Source organism: Pseudomonas sp. (assembly GCF_036387035.1).
Lineage (GTDB): Bacteria > Pseudomonadota > Gammaproteobacteria > Pseudomonadales > Pseudomonadaceae > Aquipseudomonas.
Genome location: NZ_DASVUM010000117.1, coordinates 1 through 20,042 on the forward strand (window position 1 = coordinate 1; position 20,042 = coordinate 20,042).

Annotated in this window: 19 protein-coding genes and 2 pseudogenes; 12 read left to right on the forward strand and 9 right to left on the reverse strand. The window is 61.1% G+C overall.

Annotated features, from left to right (window positions below):
* From VF672_RS10745 to VF672_RS10770, 6 genes and pseudogenes are all read left to right on the forward strand, one after another.
* Positions 1-141 (forward strand): annotated as a pseudogene (locus VF672_RS10745) (ABC transporter ATP-binding protein); the annotation flags it as partial.
* A 34-nt stretch (positions 142-175) separates the two neighbouring features.
* Positions 176-1,693 (forward strand): mannitol dehydrogenase family protein, encoded by a 1,518-nt coding sequence (locus VF672_RS10750; protein ID WP_331104496.1) that lies wholly within the window; start codon positions 176-178, stop codon positions 1,691-1,693.
* Between the two features lie 7 nt (positions 1,694-1,700).
* The gene (gene xylB, locus VF672_RS10755; RefSeq protein WP_331104498.1) at positions 1,701-3,182 is read left to right on the forward strand and encodes a xylulokinase; all 1,482 of its coding nucleotides are present in this window, start codon (positions 1,701-1,703) and stop codon (positions 3,180-3,182) included.
* Positions 3,183-3,214: 32 nt separating this feature from the next.
* Positions 3,215-4,150: a carbohydrate kinase gene (locus tag VF672_RS10760; protein WP_331104500.1), complete on the forward strand. Its 936-nt coding sequence runs from the start codon at positions 3,215-3,217 to the stop codon at positions 4,148-4,150.
* A 612-nt stretch (positions 4,151-4,762) separates the two neighbouring features.
* Positions 4,763-4,960 carry a type II toxin-antitoxin system HicA family toxin gene (locus VF672_RS10765; protein ID WP_331104502.1) on the forward strand — a complete coding sequence of 66 codons (198 nt, stop codon included), beginning with the start codon at positions 4,763-4,765 and terminating at the stop codon, positions 4,958-4,960.
* A gap of 20 nt (positions 4,961-4,980) precedes the next feature.
* Complete coding sequence (locus VF672_RS10770) at positions 4,981-5,385, forward strand: type II toxin-antitoxin system HicB family antitoxin (RefSeq protein ID WP_331104504.1); 405 nt, start codon at positions 4,981-4,983, stop codon at positions 5,383-5,385.
* A 116-nt stretch (positions 5,386-5,501) separates the two neighbouring features.
* On the opposite strand, the gene VF672_RS10775 is transcribed toward VF672_RS10770, so the two are convergent.
* A complete protein-coding gene (locus VF672_RS10775; RefSeq protein WP_331104506.1) occupies positions 5,502-6,116 on the reverse strand; it encodes a hypothetical protein in 615 nt (204 codons plus the stop codon).
* A gap of 233 nt (positions 6,117-6,349) precedes the next feature.
* On the reverse strand, positions 6,350-7,378 hold the full coding sequence (locus tag VF672_RS10780) for an alpha/beta fold hydrolase (RefSeq protein ID WP_331104508.1): 1,029 nt from the start codon (positions 7,376-7,378) through the stop codon (positions 6,350-6,352).
* A gap of 321 nt (positions 7,379-7,699) precedes the next feature.
* Here VF672_RS10780 and VF672_RS10785 point away from each other — a divergent pair, with 321 nt between their 5' ends.
* A complete protein-coding gene (locus VF672_RS10785; RefSeq protein ID WP_331104510.1) occupies positions 7,700-9,439 on the forward strand; it encodes a dipeptidase in 1,740 nt (579 codons plus the stop codon).
* Positions 9,440-9,504: 65 nt separating this feature from the next.
* On the opposite strand, the gene VF672_RS10790 is transcribed toward VF672_RS10785, so the two are convergent.
* The 6 genes and pseudogenes from VF672_RS10790 to galU form a co-directional block, all read right to left on the reverse strand.
* Positions 9,505-9,810 (reverse strand): DUF1883 domain-containing protein, encoded by a 306-nt coding sequence (locus tag VF672_RS10790; protein ID WP_331104512.1) that lies wholly within the window; start codon positions 9,808-9,810, stop codon positions 9,505-9,507.
* A gap of 489 nt (positions 9,811-10,299) precedes the next feature.
* Positions 10,300-11,862, reverse strand: coding sequence for an alkyl hydroperoxide reductase subunit F (gene ahpF / locus VF672_RS10795; RefSeq protein ID WP_331104514.1), 1,563 nt, complete (start codon positions 11,860-11,862; stop codon positions 10,300-10,302).
* A 163-nt stretch (positions 11,863-12,025) separates the two neighbouring features.
* Positions 12,026-12,589, reverse strand: coding sequence for an alkyl hydroperoxide reductase subunit C (ahpC, locus tag VF672_RS10800; RefSeq protein ID WP_331104516.1), 564 nt, complete (start codon positions 12,587-12,589; stop codon positions 12,026-12,028).
* Positions 12,590-12,814: 225 nt separating this feature from the next.
* Positions 12,815-14,473, reverse strand: a pseudogene (locus VF672_RS10805) (ATP-binding protein); the annotation flags it as partial.
* 156 nt (positions 14,474-14,629) lie between these two features.
* Entirely contained in the window at positions 14,630-15,985 is a 1,356-nt protein-coding gene (gorA, locus tag VF672_RS10810; protein ID WP_331104519.1) for a glutathione-disulfide reductase, read from the reverse strand.
* Between the two features lie 135 nt (positions 15,986-16,120).
* A complete protein-coding gene (galU, locus tag VF672_RS10815; protein ID WP_122534637.1) occupies positions 16,121-16,963 on the reverse strand; it encodes a UTP--glucose-1-phosphate uridylyltransferase GalU in 843 nt (280 codons plus the stop codon).
* A 404-nt stretch (positions 16,964-17,367) separates the two neighbouring features.
* Here galU and VF672_RS10820 point away from each other — a divergent pair, with 404 nt between their 5' ends.
* Both VF672_RS10820 and VF672_RS10825 read left to right on the forward strand, forming a co-directional pair.
* Complete coding sequence (locus VF672_RS10820) at positions 17,368-17,553, forward strand: hypothetical protein (protein WP_331104522.1); 186 nt, start codon at positions 17,368-17,370, stop codon at positions 17,551-17,553.
* Between the two features lie 200 nt (positions 17,554-17,753).
* The gene (locus VF672_RS10825; protein WP_331104524.1) at positions 17,754-18,035 is read left to right on the forward strand and encodes a hypothetical protein; all 282 of its coding nucleotides are present in this window, start codon (positions 17,754-17,756) and stop codon (positions 18,033-18,035) included.
* A 44-nt stretch (positions 18,036-18,079) separates the two neighbouring features.
* Here the strand turns inward: VF672_RS10825 and VF672_RS10830 are convergent, their stop codons facing one another.
* Positions 18,080-18,436, reverse strand: a complete 357-nt coding sequence (locus VF672_RS10830; RefSeq protein ID WP_133771398.1) for a hypothetical protein — start codon at positions 18,434-18,436, stop codon at positions 18,080-18,082.
* 191 nt (positions 18,437-18,627) lie between these two features.
* Between VF672_RS10830 and VF672_RS10835 the strand changes: the two genes are divergently transcribed.
* From VF672_RS10835 to alkB, 3 genes are all read left to right on the forward strand, one after another.
* Positions 18,628-18,933, forward strand: a complete 306-nt coding sequence (locus VF672_RS10835) for a DUF1883 domain-containing protein (RefSeq protein WP_074885513.1) — start codon at positions 18,628-18,630, stop codon at positions 18,931-18,933.
* A 79-nt stretch (positions 18,934-19,012) separates the two neighbouring features.
* On the forward strand, positions 19,013-19,192 hold the full coding sequence (locus VF672_RS10840) for a hypothetical protein (RefSeq protein ID WP_331104530.1): 180 nt from the start codon (positions 19,013-19,015) through the stop codon (positions 19,190-19,192).
* A gap of 30 nt (positions 19,193-19,222) precedes the next feature.
* Positions 19,223-19,900: a DNA oxidative demethylase AlkB gene (gene alkB / locus VF672_RS10845; RefSeq protein WP_331104544.1), complete on the forward strand. Its 678-nt coding sequence runs from the start codon at positions 19,223-19,225 to the stop codon at positions 19,898-19,900.
* Positions 19,901-20,042 lie beyond the last annotated feature (142 nt).

The window sequence follows — 20,042 nt, forward strand, 5'->3', positions numbered from 1 at the left end:
GAACCGCTGACCATGCGCATACGCGGGGACCTGGCCAGCCAGTACGGCGAAACCCTGAAGCTGCACCTCAACAGCGCGCATTGCCACCTGTTCGACGCCCAGGGCCAAGTCATCCGCCGCGCGCTGCAGGCTGCTGCCTGAGCCGTTGCCCTCCACAGAATTCGGGAACACCCACATGAAACTGAGCAAACAGAACCTGCCTAACCTGGGCGCCGGCATTGCCGTCCCTGCCTACACCCTCGACGACCGCCGCCAAGGCATCGTGCACATCGGCGTCGGCGGTTTTCACCGTGCCCACCAGGCGTTCTACACCGACGCGCTGATGTCCCTCGGGGCGCAAGCGCACAGCGGCGAGGGCCTGGATTGGGCCATTTGCGGGGTCAGCCTGCGCGAGGAAGATCGCGGTAACTTCGAAGCGCTCAAAGGCCAGGATTTCCTGTACACGTTGTTTGAACTGGGCGACACGCCGGACACCGAAACCCGCATCATTGGCGCGATGAGCGAGATGCTCATGTCCACTGACAGTGATCTGGTGCTGATCGACAAGCTCGCCAGTCCGGACATCCGCATCGTCTCGCTGACCATTACCGAGGGCGGCTACTGCATCGACGACAGCACCGGCGAATTCATGAGCCACCTGCCGCAGATCCAGTACGACCTTGCACACCCCGCCACGCCGAAAACCGTGTTCGGGTATCTGTGCGCCGCCCTGACCCGACGCCGCGCCGAAGGCACACCGGCGTTCACCCTGATGTCCTGCGATAACCTGCCGCACAACGGCGCCGTGACACGCAAGGCGCTGTTGGCGTTTGCCCAACTGCGCGACCCGGAGCTGCACGACTGGATCGCGGACAACGTCAGCTTCCCCAACGCCATGGTCGACCGCATCACGCCGATGACCAGCACCGCCCACCGCCTGCAACTGCACGACGAAAAAGGCATCGACGACGCCTGGCCAGTGGTCTGCGAACCCTTCGTGCAATGGGTGCTGGAAGACAAGTTCGTCAACGGTCGCCCGGCCTGGGAAAAGGTCGGCGTGCAGTTCACCGACGACGTCACCCCTTATGAAGAGATGAAGATCAAGCTGCTCAACGGCAGCCACCTGGCGCTGACCTACCTCGGCGCATTGAAAGGCTATCGGTTCGTCCACGAAACCATGAACGACCCGCTGTTCGTGGACTACATCCGCACCTACATGGACCTGGACGTAACGCCGCAACTGGCACCGGTCCCGGGCATCGACCTGACCGACTACAAGCAGACGCTGATCGATCGTTTTTCCAATCAGGCCATCGCCGACCAGCTCGAACGCGTGTGCTCCGACGGCTCCTCGAAATTTCCGAAATTCACCGTGCCGACCCTCAACCGTCTGATCGTCGACAGCGGCAATATGGACCGTGCCTCGCTGGTGGTCGCGGCCTGGGCGCTGTACCTGCAGGGCAACCGGACCGGCGATTTCACCGGCGAAAACGGCGTTCCCTACACGGTGGTCGACCCGCGCGCGGACTTCTGCAAGGCGCTGGTGGCCGATGATGTGGTGATCACCCAGCGTCTGCTGGAGGTGGAAGAAATCTTCGGCGCGGCGATTCCCCAGTCGCCCGAGTTCGTGGCATCGTTCGAGCACAACCTGAACAGCCTGAAGCAGTTGGGCGTCAGCAAAACCCTGGAAAACCTGTTGGCGAAAGCCGTCTGAGGTGGACATGTTTCTCGGCATCGATTGCGGCACCCAAGGCACCAAGGCGATTGTTCTGGATGCAGTCAGCGGCAAGGTGCTGGGCGAAGGCTCGGGCGCCCACCACATGATCAGCGGCGCCAATGGGCGCCGCGAACAGGACGTGCAGGAATGGCTCGACGCGTTCGAGCAGGCAACGGCCGCTGCGTTGGAGCAGGCCGGGGTTTCCGGGACGGACATCCAGGCCATCGGCGTTTCAGGCCAGCAACACGGTCTGGTCATGCTCGACGAAACGGGCCACGTGCTGCGCCCGGCCAAGTTGTGGTGCGACACCGAGTCCACGCCTGAAAACGATCGGCTGTTGAGCTATCTGGGTGGCGAAGCCGGCTCGCTCGAACGCCTGGGCATCGCCATCGCGCCGGGTTACACGGTTTCCAAACTGCTGTGGACCAAGGAACAGTTCCCCGAGCTGTTCGCCCGTATCGACAAAGTGCTGCTGCCCCACGACTACCTCAATTACTGGCTGACCGGGCGCAGCTGCAGCGAGTTTGGCGACGCATCCGGCACCGGTTATTTCAACGTGCGCACCCGCGAGTGGGACCTGGACATCCTCCAGCACATCGACCCCAGCGGCCGACTGCTGAAGGCGCTGCCGGAGCTCATCGAAGCGCATCAGCCGGTGGGCAGGATTCTTCCCGCCATCGCCGAACGCCTGGGCCTGAATCCTCATGCCATCGTTTCAAGCGGCGGCGGCGACAACATGATGGGCGCGATAGGCACCGGCAATATCGCCCCGGGCTCGATCACCATGAGCCTGGGCTCCTCGGGCACGGTCTACGCTTTCGCCGAGGCGGGCAATGTCAGCGATCAGCCGTCCGTGGCGACCTTCTGTTCTTCCTCAGGCGGCTGGCTCCCACTGATCTGCACCATGAACCTGACCAACGCCACCAGTGCCATCCGCGAGCTGTTTGCGATGGACATCGGCGCGTTCAACGCGGCGGTGGCCTCGTCGCCGATCGGCGCCCAGGGCGTGCTCGTCCTACCGTTTCTCAACGGCGAACGGGTGCCCGCCCTGCCCCACGCCACGGGGAGCATCCTGGGCCTGGACAGCACCAACCTGACCCAGGCCAATCTCTGCCGCGCGGTGGTCGAGGGCACCACCTTCGGCCTGCGTTATGGCCTGGACCTGCTGCGTGACAGCGGCATCAAAAGCGATAACATCCGCCTGATCGGTGGTGGCGCAAAAAGCGCCGTCTGGCGACAGATCGTTGCCGATATCATGGACACGCCGGTCATCTGCACCCTCGGCGCCGAAGCGGCAGCCCTGGGCGCAGCGATTCAGGCGGCGTGGTGCCATGGCCATGCCGAGGGTGACGGGGAATCGCTGCAGGCGCTGACCGAGCGTTGCGTCAGTCTGGATCCGAACAGCGAAACCCGGCCGGTGGCCGAACACGTTGCGGCGTACCACACGGTTTATCAGCACTATCGCACTCAATTGCAGGGCCTCTGACGGACAGCCCTGTCGGCCTTTATGGAGCAACTATGTATCTGGTTTGTGGCGAAGCACTGTTCGACTTTTTCTGTCAGCCCGACAGCGGACAAAGCAACAAAGTAGGGTTCCAGGCCATCGCCGGCGGTTCGCCGTTCAACGTTGCCGTGGGGCTGCGCAGGCTGGGCATTGATGCCGGTTTCTTCGCCGGTATTTCCAGCGACTACCTGGGCAAACGTCTGGCCACGGTGCTTGCCGAAGAAGGCGTGCGCGATGACTTTCTGGTGCACGTCGATGCGCCAACCACCCTGTCGATGGTGGCGGTGGGCGCGGACGGCTCGCCGCAGTACAGCTTTCGCGGCGAGGGCTGCGCGGACCGGATGCTGACGGTCGAGCATCTGCCGACGCTGGACGAGGGTGTGCGCGGGCTGCATGTGGGTTCGTTTTCGCTGGTGGTGCAGCCCGTTGCCGATGCGTTGCTGACGCTGGTCCGTCGCGAGAGCGGCAGGCGGTTGATCACCTTTGATCCCAACGTGCGCTTGAATCCGGCGCCAAGCATTGAGTTGTGGCGCGGTCAGGTGGCGAAGTTTGCCGAGCATGCGCACGTCATCAAGGTCAGTGATGAGGACCTGGAGTTGTTGTATCCGGAGAAGGACGCGGCAACGGTTGCCGAGGGTTGGCTCAAGCACAATTGCCAGTGGGTGATCATGACCCGGGGTCGTCAGGGGGCAACGATATTTACCCGGGCGCTGGGCAGCTGGACCGTGGCGGCGCGCAAGGTGGACACGGTGGATACGGTGGGTGCGGGTGATACGTTCCAGGCGGCGTTGATTGCGTTTTTGACGGAGCGCGGTCTGGATGAGCCGGGCAGTCTGGCGGGGGTGGATCGCGAGACGCTGACGAAGATGCTGGAGTTTGCGGTGGCAGCGGCGGCGGTGACGTGTACGCGTGAGGGGCCGGATCTGCCCTATCGGGCTGAGGTCGTCTAGGTTTCTGCTTCTAAGAGCAGTGCGCCGGGTTATCGGGTCATATCCATTGTTTAGGCGCGCTGGGATTATGGTTCCGCCCTTACGGCGGGTCACTTTTTCCAAGAGCCGAAAAAGTAACCAAAAAGGCCCTGCTCCTGGTTGGGTTCCTCCTTCGTCGGAATACCCTCACTTCGACGACGCTCCGTGGGCCCGCGCCGAACGGACATCCATGTCCTAGCGGCGCTCTCGCGGCATCCATGCCGCTCGGCCCACTGCGCGTCGTCTGCGTTCAGCCTGCACCCAAGTCGCGTTTGGCGGTGACTGGACTGCCGCGTCGAAAACGCAAAGGCAAAGGCAAAGGCAAAGGCAAAGCGAAAGCTTCCCGGCTGAAGCCGGTTCCACTGACTGCGCGTGATTGATCGTTCCCACGCTCCGCGTCGCTTCCCCAGGCCTGAATGCCCGACACTGCAGAATCAGCGGTTAGGAACCCTTACTGTGGGAGGCATCGCAATGTCCAAGCGTCTGCGAGGCGATCTACTTTTAAGCCATTCATAACTCTAGATACATCTTCTTCATTGCTCTAACATCGACTTGGTTTCACCCTTCTCCCCCACACCACAAAGGGAGCTGCTGGTGAAGAGCAGGGAATTGATAGCAGAATTAGAGGCAGCGGGCTGGACGTTAGCCCGGATACGAGGCAGCGATCACATTTATACGCATCCGTGCAGTTCGTACTCCATCCCGGTCCCTCATCCGAAGAAGGACCTACCCATCGGAACAGTAAAGAGCATCAGGAGGCGGGCATGCTTATCCCCCATGGCACCGACCTGATCCTAACGCAGGAGCACACCATGCAATATCCAATCGCCATTGAATGGGGCGACGATACGACGGCTATCGGGATCTATATTCCGGACATTCCCGGGGCGGTGACTGCCGGCGACACGTTTGAAGAGGCTTACAACGCTGCCGTCGAGATCGCTCATATACGACTTGAAGAGTTGGTGGCGGACGGTCATGCCGTACCCATGCCGTCTTCGGCCCGCGCGCATCATGAGCATGAGGACTACGCGAATATGGGTTGGGGCATGGTCGAGGTCGACATTACCCCTTATCTGGGCAAGACCGAGAAGGTCAATGTCACCTTGCCCGGCTTTGTCATCCAGCGCATCGACCGTTATGTTCGAGACCACAACGTCAAAAGCCGCTCGTCATTTCTGGCCGATGCTGCGCTGGAAAAGCTCGGTCGGGTTTGAGTGACGATAGACCGCTCGGTGCAGGCTGACCGCAAGGCTTACGGGGCGAGACCGGAGTAGACCGGAGCGAAGGAGCCTGACGAAGCCAGCCTCTCCCGCTCCGATACTCATCACGGTTAAGCCATTTCCGCCTTCGCCATGGCGATTTTGGTCTTCACCTCCTGCTCAGCAACCTGTTGGTCGGTCTTCTGCTTTTGCAGCTCGGTCACCTGCTTGTCGACCGCCGCCTGCTCCTGCGGGGTCATGGCGTCGTATTCCGCCTTGCTGACCCCGGTCAATCGCTGGCGGACCTTCTCTGCGTCTGTCTGGTTCATGTACGACAGAAACTGATCCTTCACCGAGTCGCTACTGTCAGAACCGGCTGCGCCATCACTGGCTGACAACGCATCGGAGACGGTTTTGCTGACGCTGTCAGACGCCGCGACCTGCTTGTCGGCGCTGGACACAAACGCGGCCGCGGCCGCCGCCTTGTCATCGTCGGTGATCGACGCCGCCGTGTTGGCGGAAGCTGCCTTCAGGTTCACCATCATTTTCGCAAATGACTCGTCGTAGCCCTGCCTGCCGTCGTTACTGCTTTGCGCCGCGCCTTCACCATTGCTCGCAATCGCCGCCACGGGTGTGGCGGCGCCGGCCATGGCGGCGGTGTAGGCATCTGTGTCTGGCGTGTCGAAACGCGTGTGGCTCACGGCCTTCGACACGAATTGCTGGATGGCACTGTTGCCGATCAACATCTTTCACCTCCTGTTCAGGTTGTCCGATGTACCCCGACAGCAGCAAAACCGATGCCACTTACTGCCTGTTGCCCTGAAACGCCCGTGGGCGCTGGTCTGCATGCCAGGCTGCACCCCACGCCCCCCGCCATGACGGACGAAGAAAGCGAAGAATGCTTGCCGTCTTGCGGCAGAGGCTCGCCGCCGCTTTGCCGCAGTGGCCCGCGCGCGCATGACAACCCCAGGGCGACGCTCTATCTGAGAAACGCCTTCACCGTCTCATTCACCTTGTCCGCTTCACAGGCCGGCGCCATGTGTCCGCAGTCGTTGTTGAGCACCAGCAACCGCGCGCCCTTTTGCGCCGCCAGCGCCTTGGACGGCGCCGGGTCCACCATGCGGTCTTGTTCAGAGGTAATGATCAGCAGTTGCGCCTTGATCTTGCCGGCCAGTCCGGCCATGTCGTCGTGATGCAACAGGTCGAAAGACGTCATCGCCTGCAGCTGGCGATACCAGTCGACGGTGCTGAAGGGCTGGCTGACGGCAGCATCAGGCGGCTTCCCCGCCGGGGCAGGCCTGCTCGCCACGGCTTTGACGGCAGCACGCTCGGGGGTCCAGAGGTAAGCGTTGTGCAGGGCCGTCAGCTGCCGGAATACCGTGCCTGGCGCATAGTTACCGTCGTTCCAGCCGGCCGCGTGTTCGATGGCGGCGAGTTCGGCGTTCCACGCCTGCAAATCGTGCTCGGTCGGTTGAGGCGTGGAGACGATGGTCACCACTTTGCTGGCGAAGTCCGGGTACATCACCGCCCACTGCAACGCCTGCATGCCGCCCATGGAAATGCCGACAATGGCGTGTGCGTGGTCAATGCCCAGGTACATCGCGAGCAACCGATGCTGCGCCTTGACCATGTCGCGAATGCCGAACGTGGGGAAATTCAGGCGCGGCGCGCTCGCGCTATTGGATGGCGAGCACGAAACGCCATTGCCAATCGCGTCGATCGCCACGACGTACCAGCGATCCGTGTCGACCAGCTTGCCGGGACCGATCATGTCCAGCTGATCGGCTGTTCGCCCGGCCAGCCAGGTCGGCACCAGGACCACGTTGCCCTGATCGGCCGCCAGCTTCCCATAGGTGCGGTACCCGAGCGTGCATTGAGTGAGCTTGCCGCCGGTCATGTTCAATGAGCCGATGTTCACGCGTTGCTGCTCTGCCGCCTGGCACAGTCCCACACTTATCATGACCAGCAACGCGCACAGCGTCCGGTCAGCATAATGACGCAGTTTCATGGAGTTCCTTATTGAAGACGCCTGGCGCGGTCGCGCCTGAACGGTGTGCGGCTGCGGAAAACCATGTACGTCGACACCATGCCGTGCGCTGCGCCGTGAGCGTAGACGGTCGAGCGCTGCGCGTCAGCCCGCCTTGCGCCTATTTTTCAGGTCCTTCCACCGCTCAGGTCTTTTATGCTTCTGCGCCGCTTTCACCCGCCAAGGCGACAGATGTCAGCATGAGGACTCCCCCTGCTCCGCCGGCGATGGTAGCGTGCGGTGGTTTCTGATCGAACGATCAGCCATTTCTTTCAACATGCCTGCCAAGGAATGCCCCACACAATGGACTTTTCGCTCAAGCACTTCGCCGCCGCCACCTTGATGTTCGCCGGCGTTTCCTCCTTCGCGCCCGCTGCGTTCGCCAACCTCACCGCGCAACAGAGCAGCGTGCTGGTCGGGAGTTTTAAACAGAACGCCGTCACCGACTTCCGCCAGTTCCTCAAGACCGTCAGCAGCACTGACGTCGTCAAAGCCGCCGGGATCGAGCCGGCCATCAGCGCCTTTCTCGGCAACAAAAAACTCTCCGCCGATGAGCAGAACGACATCCATCGCCTGCTGGGCGTGTACGCGCGGGTGAAATACGGCAGCGCCGCCACCGAAACCCTGCGCGAGCTGGTCGCCATTCCCACGTTCCAGACCGCCGGTGTGGCGCAGCATGACAACCCGGCGTTCATCAAGATTGCCGAAAAAATCAAAGCCCTCGCGCAGTCCTTCGACCTGACCTTCCGCAACATCGACAACCGCGTGTATGAGGTTTCTCTGGAAGGCTCGAGCCCGGAAGTGGTGGGGATTCACGCCCATGCCGATGTCGTCCCGGTCACTCCGGAAAACTGGGTGCTGGCTGACGGCACCCGGCTCGATCCGTTCAAAGTCACCCTGATCGGCGACCGCATGTACGGGCGCGGCACCGAGGATGACAAGAACGGCATCGTCGTCGCGCTCTACGCGATGAAGGTGATCAAGGAAGAGAAGCTGCCCCTGGCACGGAATTTCAAGCTGCTGATCGACACCACCGAAGAAACCTCCGGCGACGCCATTCCCTATTACTTCGAGCGCAACCCGACGCCGGCCTACAACCTGGCGCTCGATGGCAGCTACCCGGTGGTGATCGCGGAAAAAGGCTACGGCACGGTCATGGCCAGCTTCCCGCTGCGCAGCGCCGACGGCACGGGCGCCGAAATCACCTCGATGACCGGTGGCATGGCGACCAATCAGATCCCGTCGAAGTCGGTCGCGACACTGGTCAGCGATCGTCCGGCCGAGCTCGCAGCCGAGTTGAAGAAAGCCGGCGTTGATTACGCTCAACGCAACGGCGGCAATTTCCAGATCGACACTGAAGTGGTCGGCAAGGACGTCAAGCTGACCGTCACAGGCGTGTCGGCGCACTCCTCTGAGCCTGAGTCCGGGGTCAACCCGGTGGCACGCATGCTCGACTTCATCAACGGTCTGGACGGCAAGGTCGCGCTCAAGCACAACGCGATCACCGACGCCGCGCGCTACGCCGCAGATAACTGGGGCCTGGATTACCTGGGCAGCAAGCTGGGCGTCGGCTTCAGCGACGAGTTCATGGGGCCTTTGACCGCCTCGCTGACCTACGTGGCGATGGACGACAAGGCGTTCAAGCTCGCAGTCAATCTGCGCGTGCCAAGGGGCAAATCACCGGAAGCGCTGAAAAAAGAAATCGCCGACAAGCTGACCAGCTGGAGCCAGCAGAGCCACATCACGCCGGGCCTGGATTACTCGATTGCCGAGCCGATGTACCGCAACCCGGAGGGCGAGTGGGTCAAGGCGTTGCTGGCCGTGGCCACCGAAAACCTGGGCATGGAGCATAAGTTCGGCACCTCTGCCGGCGCCACGTCCGTGCATGAGCTGCCAAACGGCGTGCAGTTTGGTCTGGCCAAACCCGACGTCAAATACACCGGTCACACCGACGCCGAGTTCAAGACCACCGAGCAGTTTCTGCTGGACCTGCAGATTGTCACCGAGATGATGGGCCGTATCGGTCAGCTGCCGAAACTCTGACGACGCGTCAGGCCCGCTTGAGTAGCGGGCCTGGTTGGAGCCATTGAATGAGCGGGCATAGGGACTCAGTGCTGAAGTCTGGAGCCTGACCGGCGCACGATTTTGATCGAGTGTTTGAGGTTGGGCTTGCGCGTCACGCTGATCGCCCGTTGCGTGACGGTGTCCAGGGTGATGTTCCAGAACCCGGTGCTGGGCACCACGATCTTTGCCGGGAATCGGGCGAAGGCGCCGCCGTGATAGGTGTGCCGACCGCCGTTCTTGAAGCTGCGGAAGTTGGCGTCACTCATGAGGCGGATGTTGCAGGCGTTCGATGACTCGATCACCACCATGTCGCCTTCGTTCAGGTGTTCGCGTTGATGGATGAATTTCACGGAGTTTCCATGGCGGTGATTAAAACGGGCGCGAGAATACCATGGCGGCCTGGTGGCAGACTCCGTGGTCCCATGAACGTATAAACAACAGACCAAAAAAAAACTCATGATCGCTCATGAGGTTTTTTTGTTTCTGCAGCATGGGTTCGATGGTGTGGCTACCGGCGCCTTCCCGGCTAAAGCCGGTCCCACAAGTCGGCGTACACCCGGTGCAACTCTGGACGAATAGGCTGGCGTTAGTGGGACCGGCTTTAGCCGGGAAGAGGCCGGTGTGAACGCCATCAGTTTTGCTGCAGTGGCTACCGACGCCTTCCCGGCTGAAGCCGGTCCCACAAGTCGGCGTACAACCGATGCAACTCTGGGCGCATAGGCTGCCGTTAGTGGGACCGGCTTTAGCCAGGAAGAGGCCGGTGTGAACGCCATCAGTTTTGCAGTGTGGCTACCGACGCCTTCCCGGCTGAAGCCGGTCTCACTAAAACGCCGCTGATATCACGCCGGAGCGCTGGTGCGGATCAGGTGATCGAAAGCGCTGAGCGACGCTTTGGCGCCCTCGCCGACTGCAATCACGATCTGCTTGTACGGCACAGTGGTCACATCGCCGGCCGCGAAGATGCCCGGGATCGAGGTTTCACCGCGTTGATCGATGACAATCTCGCCACGTGGCGACAGCTCGACGGTGCCCTTGAGCCACTCGGTGTTCGGCAGCAGGCCGATCTGCACGAAGATGCCTTCCAGCTCGACGGTGATGTCCTCACTGGTGAGGCGGTTCTTGTAGCGCAGGCCGTTGACCTTCTGGCCGTCGCCGGTCACTTCGGTGGTCAACGCGCTGGTCAGGACCGTCACGTTGGGCAGGCTGTGCAGCTTGCGCTGCAGGACCGCGTCGGCGCGCAGGTTGGCGTCGAATTCCAGCAAGGTGACGTGGGACACGATACCGGCCAGGTCGATGGCCGCTTCCACGCCCGAGTTACCGCCGCCGATGACCGCGACGCGCTTCCCTTTGAACAACGGACCGTCGCAGTGCGGGCAGTACGCCACGCCCTTGTTGCGGTATTGCTGCTCGCCCGGCACGTTCATTTCGCGCCAGCGTGCGCCGGTCGCCAGGATCACGGTCTTGCCTTTGAGCACGCCGCCGCTGGCGAATTTGACCTGATGCAGCTCGCCGTTTTTACCCGGAATCAACTGCTCGCCGCGCTGCAGATTGATGACGTCCACTTCGTATTGCTTGACGTGTTCTTCCAGCGCAACCACCAGCTTCGGCCCTTCGGTGTGCTGCATCGAGATGAAGTTCTCGATCGCCATGGTGTCCAGCACCTGGCCGCCAAAACGCTCGGCAGCCACGGCGGTGCGGATGCCTTTACGGGCGGAGTAGATCGCTGCGGCAGAACCGGCCGGGCCACCGCCGACCACGAGCACGTCAAAAGCTTCTTTGGCATTCAGCTTCTCGGCCTGACGATCACCGGCACTGGTGTCGATCTTCGCCAGAATCTCTTCCAGGTTCATGCGCCCCTGGCCGAACAGCTCGCCGTTCAGGTAGATGCTGGGCACCGACATGATCTGGCGGTCGGTGACTTCTTGCTGGAACAGGCTGCCTTCAATGGCAACGTGCTGCACGTTCGGGTTGAGCACCGCCAGCAGGTTGAGCGCCTGGACCACGTCCGGGCAGTTCTGGCAGGTCAGCGAGAAGTAGGTTTGAAATTTGAACTCGCCGGTCAGGCTGCGGGCCTGCTCAAGCGTGTCTTCGCTGGACTTGGACGGGTAGCCGCCGACTTGCAGCAGCGCCAGCACCAGCGAGGTGAATTCGTGACCCATTGGCAAGCCGGCAAAACGCAGCTTGATGTCCTGGCCCGGGCTGTTCAGGGCGAAGGACGGCGTGCGTGCATCGCTGCCATTGGTGTCCAGGGTGATCTTGTCGGAGCTGCTGACGATGTCATTGAGCAGGGCCAGCATTTCCTGGGATTTTGCGCCGTCATCAAGGGACGCAATGATCTCGATCGGGCGAGTGATCCGCTCCAGGTAAGATTTCAACTGAGCTTTAAGATTAGCGTCCAACATGGTTCGGCTTCCTTCTTCACTATCTGAGTCCAGATCGCTATGAGGATCTGGATGACTGGTTCTACAAAAAACAACGCCCAGACGATGACCGCCCGGGCGTTTTTTGGGGGCGATGCGGTTTACGTGCTTATGGGCTCATCGCCCCCGATCCGGTCATGAAGACTTAGATCTTGCCAACTAGGTCCAGGGACGGTGCCAGAGTGGCCTCGCCTTCTTTCCACTTGGCTGGGCAGACTTCGCCCGGGTGGGCAGCAACGTACTGAGCGGCCTTGATTTTGCGCAGCAGCTCGGAAGCGTCACGGCCAACACCGCCGTCGTTCAGTTCGACGATTTTGATTTCGCCTTCCGGGTTGATCACGAACGTACCGCGGTCAGCCAGGCCTGCTTCTTCGATCAGCACGTCGAAGTTGCGGGAGATACGCAGGGTCGGGTCGCCGATCATGGTGTACTGGATTTTGCCGATGGCTGGCGAAGTGTTGTGCCAGGCAGCGTGGGCAAAATGGGTGTCAGTGGACACGCTGTAGATCTCGACGCCCAGCTTCTGGAACTCGGCGTAGTTGTCGGCCAGGTCTTCCAGCTCGGTTGGGCAAACGAAGGTGAAGTCAGCCGGGTAGAAGAACACCACAGACCATTTGCCTTTCAGGTCGGCATCCGACACTTCTACGAAGTTGCCGCTCTTGAAAGCAGTGGCCGTGAACGGTTTGACTTGGCTGTTGATGATAGGCATCGGTGAATCTCCTGAGGGTTGTGAAAAGAGGTGCTACAAATTCGATGGGGAGGATACTACGCAAAATCGTACGCCGGGGCCCATTGGTAAACCTCATGCTAACGATTGGTTTTCGCTATCCAGAAGCGTAATCAATAGAAGACGTCATCGAAGACAAGTTCGATGGATCGAACGCCCGAAAGGACTGAGCGGTAGAAGCCGGGCAAGTGATCCGAGTGTGCGCACTCAGACAAACTCGATCAGCCGTCGCACGCGCTGGGCAAGTTCGTCGATGCTGAAAGGTTTGATCAGCAAATCCATGCCATCGTCCAGAAAGTCCCCGCGCACTTGCGCCTCGCGCGCATAGCCGGTCATGAACAATACCTTCAGCCCGGGACGGTGCTGGCGGGCGACTTCTGCCAGTTGGCGGCCGTTCAAGCCCGGAAGCCCGACGTCCGTCACCAGCAGATCGATCAACGCAGTGCCTTGCAGAACGGGCAACGCTTCATGGCTGTCGCAGGCGACCTCCACCTGATACCCCAACTCTTTCAACACATCGACCACCAACAGGCGCACATCGGGCTCGTCTTCGACCACCAGCACGCGCTCGCCCTGGCTGGCGCAAGGCGGCTCGGTGCTGCGTTCAACGGCAGGCGGACGCTCGGCCGTGTCGTGATGGCAGGGCAAGAGCAAATCGATACGGGTGCCGCGCCCTTCTTCGCTGGTGATACTGACCCGGCCTCCGGTCTGGTTGATGAAGCCATAGACCATCGACAGGCCCAGGCCGGTGCCCTGCCCGATCGGCTTGGTAGTGAAGAACGGGTCGAAGGCCCGCGCGATGACGTCGCTGGACATCCCCAGGCCGGTGTCCTGCACGCGAAGGCGCACGTACTCGCCCGGCGCCAGTGCGTCCTGCAACAAGGGACTGTGGATCAGCTCGGTCTGGATCAGCAGCCGTCCGCCCTCAGGCATCGCGTCCCGGGCGTTGATCACCAGATTGAGCAATGCATTTTCCAGCTGATGCTCATCGGTGTTGGTCATGCACGAGGTCGTGTGCAGATCGACTTCCAGTTCGATGCTTTCGCCCATGGTGCGGCGTAGCAGTTCCTCCATCGACGTCACCATGTGATTGACGTCGACGGGGCGCTGGTTGAGGGACTGGCGGCGGGCGAACGCGAGCAGGCGATGAGTGAGCGAGGCGGCGCGGTTGGCCGAGCTCATGGCAGCCTCTATGTAACGGTCGATCTCAGACACGCGCCCCGCAGCGACGCGACGCTGAATCAGGTCGAGCGCGCCGAGCACGCCGGTCAGCATGTTGTTGAAGTCGTGGGCGATACCCCCGGTCAGTTGACCGATGGCGTCCATCTTCTGCGCGTGGCGCAGGGCTTCTTCGGCCTGGGCGCGTTCGCTGATTTCGATCTGCAGACGCTGGTTGCTCTCGGCCAGCTCGCGGGTACGTTCTGCCACGCGCTGTTCAAGGCTCTCATTGAGTTCGCGCAGGGCGTCCTCGGCACTGACTTGCGCAGTGATGTCGGTGCTCGTGCTCAGCCAATAGGTGATGTTGCCGAGCTCATCGCGAATCGGCAGCGCGCGGGACAGGAACCAGCGGTACTGGCCGTCCTTGCCGCGTAGCGGGAAGGTGTCCTCCCACAGAGAGCCGGTCGCAAAGCAGCGCTGCAGGCGTGATTCGACGCGCTGGCGGTGATCAGGGTGATGCAACGATCGCCAGCCCAGCGCCATCATCGCTTCGTGGGACGTGCCGGTGTAGCTGTACCAGCGCTCGTTGTACCAATAGATCTGGCCGGCAGGATCGGCAATCCAGGCCAACTGACTCATGTTGTCGGCCAGGCCGCGAAACTGTCGCTCACTTTCCTCAAGCGCTTCGGTTCGCGAAAGCGTCTGGTCGTCAGGTTCTGCTGGATTCAAAGGCATGGCTGCCAAAAAGCTCGTGCTGGTCAAAGAGTGGGTCCGTCCCTGAAAACAATAACTCGTCCAGCTTCCTCCATGGAGGCTGGACCGTTCACGTGTGCCGCAGGCCAGAGCGCACCTGTGGCCTGAAGGTTAGCGCGTTGGCGTGCGCATGGTAACGAATTCCTCCGCCGCCGTAGGATGCACGCCGATGGTGTCGTCGAAAATCTGCTTGGTAGCGCCGGCTTTCAGCGCGATCGCCAGGCTCTGGATGATCTCGCCAGCGTCCGGGCCGACCATGTGGCAGCCCAGCACGCGATCGGTTTTGGCGTCGACCACCAGTTTCATCAGGGTGCGCTCCTGATCGTGGGTCAGCGTCAGCTTCATCGGCCGGAAACGGCTTTCGAACACCTGCACTTCATGGCCGGCCTGGGTCGCTTCGGCTTCGGTGAGCCCGACCGTGCCGATGTTGGGCAGGCTGAAAACCGCGGTGGGGATGTGGCGGTAATCGACCGGGCGGTACTGCTCGGGCTTGAACAGGCGACGCGCGACGGCCATGCCCTCGGCCAGCGCCACAGGCGTCAACTGCACGCGACCAATGATGTCGCCGACGGCGATGATCGACGGTTCGCTGGTCTGGTAGTTGTCGTTGACTTTGATGAAGCCCTTCTCGTCCAGCTCGACGTTGACCGTGTCCATGCCCAGGTTGTCGAGCATCGGCCGCCGTCCGGTGGCGTAGAACACGCAATCGGTGTTGAACGTGCTGCCGTCGTTCAGGCTCAGGTGCAAGGTGCCGTCGGCAAGCTTCTCGATGCTGCGGATGTCGGTGTTGAAGCGAATGTCCATGTCGCGCTTGGCGAGTTCTTCGTGCAGATGGGTGCGCACGCTCTCGTCAAACCCGCGCAGGAACAGCTCGCCGCGGTAAATCAGCGAGACGTCAGCGCCCAGACCGTTGAAGATCGACGCAAACTCCACCGCAATGTAGCCGCCGCCGACCACCACGACGCGCTTGGGCATCTGCTCGAGGAAAAAAACCTCGTTGGAGGTGATGGCGTGCTCGCGCCCCGGAATGTCCGGCACCTGCGGCCAGCCGCCGGTGGCAATCATGATGTGCTCGGCCGTGTGGACCTCGCCGTTGATTTCGACCGCGTGGGGGCCGCGCAACTGCGCGTGACCTTCCATCAGCGTGACGCCGCTGTTGGCCAGCAGGTTTCGGTAAACGCCGTTCAGACGGTTGATTTCATGGTTCTTGTTGGCGATCAGGGTCGGCCAGTCAAAATGCGCCTCGCCACTGCTCCAGCCATACCCTTTTGCGTGTTCGAAGTCTTCGGAAAAATGCGCCCCGTAGACCATCAGCTTCTTGGGTACGCAACCGACGTTGACGCAGGTGCCGCCTAGATAACGGCTTTCGGCAACCGCCACCCGCGCCCCGAAACCGGCGGAAAAACGCGCGGCCCGGACGCCGGCCGAGCCTGCGCCAATTACAAAAAGGTCAAAGTCGTAGCTCATGTGTTTCTCCTAAGCGAGGCGCTAGCATAACCGCTTGAACGCGCTCGGCAAGTTCCGCGGCACAGAAACGACAAAGCCACCCGAAGGTGGCTTTGTCTGCAGCACAGTTAAACGCTGACTACCGATACAGCGACATCACTGAGTCGATTTGCCGGTCTTGTAGAAGTGCTCGAAGCAGAAGTTGGTGGCTTCTACGTAGCCTTCCGCACCGCCGCAGTCAAAGCGCTTGCCCTGGAATTTGTAGGCCAGGACGTTGCCTTCAGCCGCTTGTTTCATCAGGGCGTCGGTGATCTGGATCTCGCCGCCTTTGCCTGGCTCGGTGTTTTCGATTTTCTCGAAAATGTCCGGGGTCAGGATGTAGCGACCGATGATCGCCAGGTTGGACGGGGCAACGTCCGGCGCCGGTTTTTCGACCATGTCGGTCACGCGGAACAGGCCCGGCTTGATTTCTTCACCGGCAATGACGCCGTATTTGTTGGTCTCGTTCGGGTCGACTTCTTGAATGGCAACGATGGAGCATTTGTACTGCTGGTGCAGTTTGACCATCTGCGCCAGAACGCCATCACCTTCCAGGTTGACGCACAAGTCATCTGCCAACACCACGGCGAATGCCTCGTTGCCGATCAGCGGACGGCCGCTGAGAATCGCGTGGCCCAGGCCCTTCATTTCGGTTTGGCGAGTGTAGGAAAAGCTGCACTCGTCGATCAGTCTGCGGATGCCGACCAGGTATTTTTCCTTGTCGGTGCCCTTGATCTGGTGCTCCAGCTCGTAGCTGATATCAAAGTGGTCTTCCAGTGCGCGCTTGCCGCGGCCTGTGACGATGGAAATTTGGTTCAGACCTGCAGCAAGTGCTTCTTCCACGCCGTATTGGATCAGTGGCTTGTTGACAACTGCCAGCATCTCTTTGGGCATGGCCTTGGTCGCTGGCAAAAAGCGAGTGCCGTAACCGGCTGCGGGGAACAAGCATTTCTTGATCATATAAATCCTTGATGAGGCTTGGGGGTGTTGCGGCGCAGTCTAATGAGGCGGGGGTAACCTTACAATGCCCGCTACTGGCCGTTCGCTGCCTAGGTAGAGGAACGCTGAAGCAGATAGTTCCGCAACGCGCGTTTCATTCTGCCCGGCAGCGAGGGGCGCGGAATCGGTCGGAGCGTTACCGCTCCATCACTGAGCGTCACCCGCCGCGACCTCGCTACGCTTCACCCACTGATTATGTGAATTCCCTACTGTCTTCGTACGGGCTCATCCAGCGCCTCGCAACCGCCATTCGGTGACCTTCGCAAGCGTAGCCATGTTTGCCGGCTCGCGTGTGAAATTGTGCGATTGCCCTTTGGCATTTGCCGCTTATCATGGGCGCCTGAATCACTGATCGAGATGAGTCGATGTCTGAAGTCAAAAGCGTTAACGGGTATTTGATCAAAAAACTCCAGGACGGCCAGTGGTGGCTGGTCGGGCACGACGGCGAGGCAGTCGCCGGGCCCTTCTCGAGCGAAAGCAGCGCCATTGAGGTGGCTGCCGTGTTTGAAGACACGCCGGCACCGCGCCGTCGGAGCGATAAGCAGGATTGATGCCGCTGTGGGGCCCGCTGTGCAAGGCAGCGCGGCCCGCCGCTTGTTCAATTGATCGCTGGCGCATCACCTGCAGGTCGGCGCGCCGCTCAGGCAAAAAATGTCGGGTGATGCCGGAACGATGGCACCGACCTCAAGTCTCAGACTAGCAATCTCACACCAGCAACGCCCCACCGGCCCTCATCGCGAAGCATTCCACCATGATCAAGATCTTATCCGTCATTGCTGTACTGGGCCTGACCGGCTGTGCGACCGCGCAGAACACCTACCTGAAAGACGGGAAGGAAGCGTTGAGCATCGACTGCTCCGGCGAAGCCATGTCCTGGGCCGCGTGCTATGAGAAAGCCGATGCCTCCTGCGCAGGGACCGGCTACAACATCGTCAGCACCAACGGCACGCCGCAACCCAAGGAAGATGACAAGACCCTGGGCGTGGACGTCGGCAATTACAAAAACCGGACTGTACTGGTGGTCTGCAAGTAACGCCCCCGCCGCTTACGCTAGAACCGCACCCGCGCTGAAGCCCGTCACTCGCCCGAGATACACGCCGTCACGGCGTGCTGAACGTCCTTGGGGCGTAGCGGGTTGTTCGACATCCGCTCGAACAACTTGATCGAGCTGCCGCTGGAACGGGTCTCGATGTCGACGATGGCAGCCGGATCACTGCTCAGCAGCTTCTGTGGAACGATAATGCGCAGCCCTTCGTGGTGCGGCTCGATCTGCGGTGGCTTGCGGCTGTCGGAGATGCGTCCGACAAAGCACGCGGCATAATCTTTCGGCGACTTGCCGGACATGACGCTCATGGTCGCCGGGGTGTGTTCGATGTCCGTGACTGTGGCGCAACCGGTCATCGCCAGGGCCAGAATAACAACCGCCAATTTCATACAATCCCTCCAGTAAAGGTGCTTACGACAAGCCTGGCCCGGATTAAATCCCGTGCATCCCGTTTTTAGCGGTCCGTGCTGCGCCGCGCCGGGCTGAGGGCAGCGCAATAAAACCCGCCGGGATGATCAATGCTCAGGCTCGCCGTGCTATCGTTTCGGGTTTTCGAGAAAGCCTGTCTCCGGAGACACCCATGAAATTCGTACACCAGCGCGAGCACCTCAATGAAGACGACATGGTCGTCATCGAGTGCTCCCAGCTTTGCAACATACGCCTGATGAGTGATGCCAACTTTCGAAGCTTCAAAAACGGCGGCCGTCACACTTATCACGGCGGTGCATTCGACCGTTTCCCCGCGAAGATCGCCGTGCCCAGCACCGGCTTCTGGAACATCACCATCGACACCGCTGGCCGCAAGCTGGACAGCAATGGCGGACGCAAGACCGCTTTCACGCATTCGATCAAGATCGTCCGCCGCTCGTCCTCGCGTCTGAGCTGATGCGCCATTGAACACCGGCTGACGTGAAAGCTTCGTGTTTTTTCGCGATCATCCGGTCAGCGTTCCCAAGGAGTCAAATGTGAGCACCTCTGCCCCCGTCGTCAAATACGCCATCAGCTACAAGCTCAACGGTGAGCGTCGTTTCGAATTCGCCCTGCTGCAGTCGCCTTCCGCCGACGAAGCGCTGGCAGCCCTGCAGAAGATGCACGGCGACAGCGACGATGTCATCAGCGATGTGAAGGTGAGCAAAGCGCTTTAAGCAGGATCAGAACCGGGAAAAACTATGGTGATGCAGCGCAAGGGCACGACACCGGCGACGTTTGATCTGTTTGCCGATGAGGCGCCGCAGCCGCCTGCGGTCGAGCAGATTGGCCCGCAGTCTTATGTGTTTCGCGGGTTCGCCCTGCCCTTCATTGAGCGAGTATTGCCGGCGCTGGAGTCGGTGCTGAGCCAGGCACCGTTCCGCCACATGGTCACGCCCGGTGGCCACACGATGTCGGTGGCCTTGAGCAGCTGCGGAAGCTTCGGCTGGACCACGGACCGCAGCGGCTATCAGTACACGCCCACCAATCCGCAAACCGGGGAGCCTTGGCCCGCCCTGCCCGAGGTGTTCAGGGAGTTGGCCATTGCGGCCGCCGAAATGGCGGGGTTTGTCGACTTCATCCCCGATGCCTGCTTGATCAACCGCTATATCCCGGGCGCGAAGATGACCCTGCACCAGGACAAGGACGAGCGCGGTTACCAGTGGCCGGTGGTCTCGGTGTCCCTGGGTCTGCCCGCCATGTTTTTGTTCGGCGGGCACCAGCGCAGCGACAAGACACAACGGGTGCCGTTGTTTCATGGCGATGTGGTGGTCTGGGGCGGGGTCGACCGGCTGCGGTTCCACGGCGTGATGCCAGTCCGCGAGGGGTCACACCCGCAGCTGGGCGAACAGCGGATCAACTTCACCTTTCGCAAAGCCCGGTAAGCGCAGCGGCCCCGCAAGATCAAAAGCTTCCCGGCTGAAGCCGGTCCCACAAATTGCGCGCGGCGTCTGGTTGAGAGTGGTTTTTAGCCGATCCTGCAGATTGGCGCGCGGTGCGTTTGTAGGACCGGCTTTAGCCGGGAAG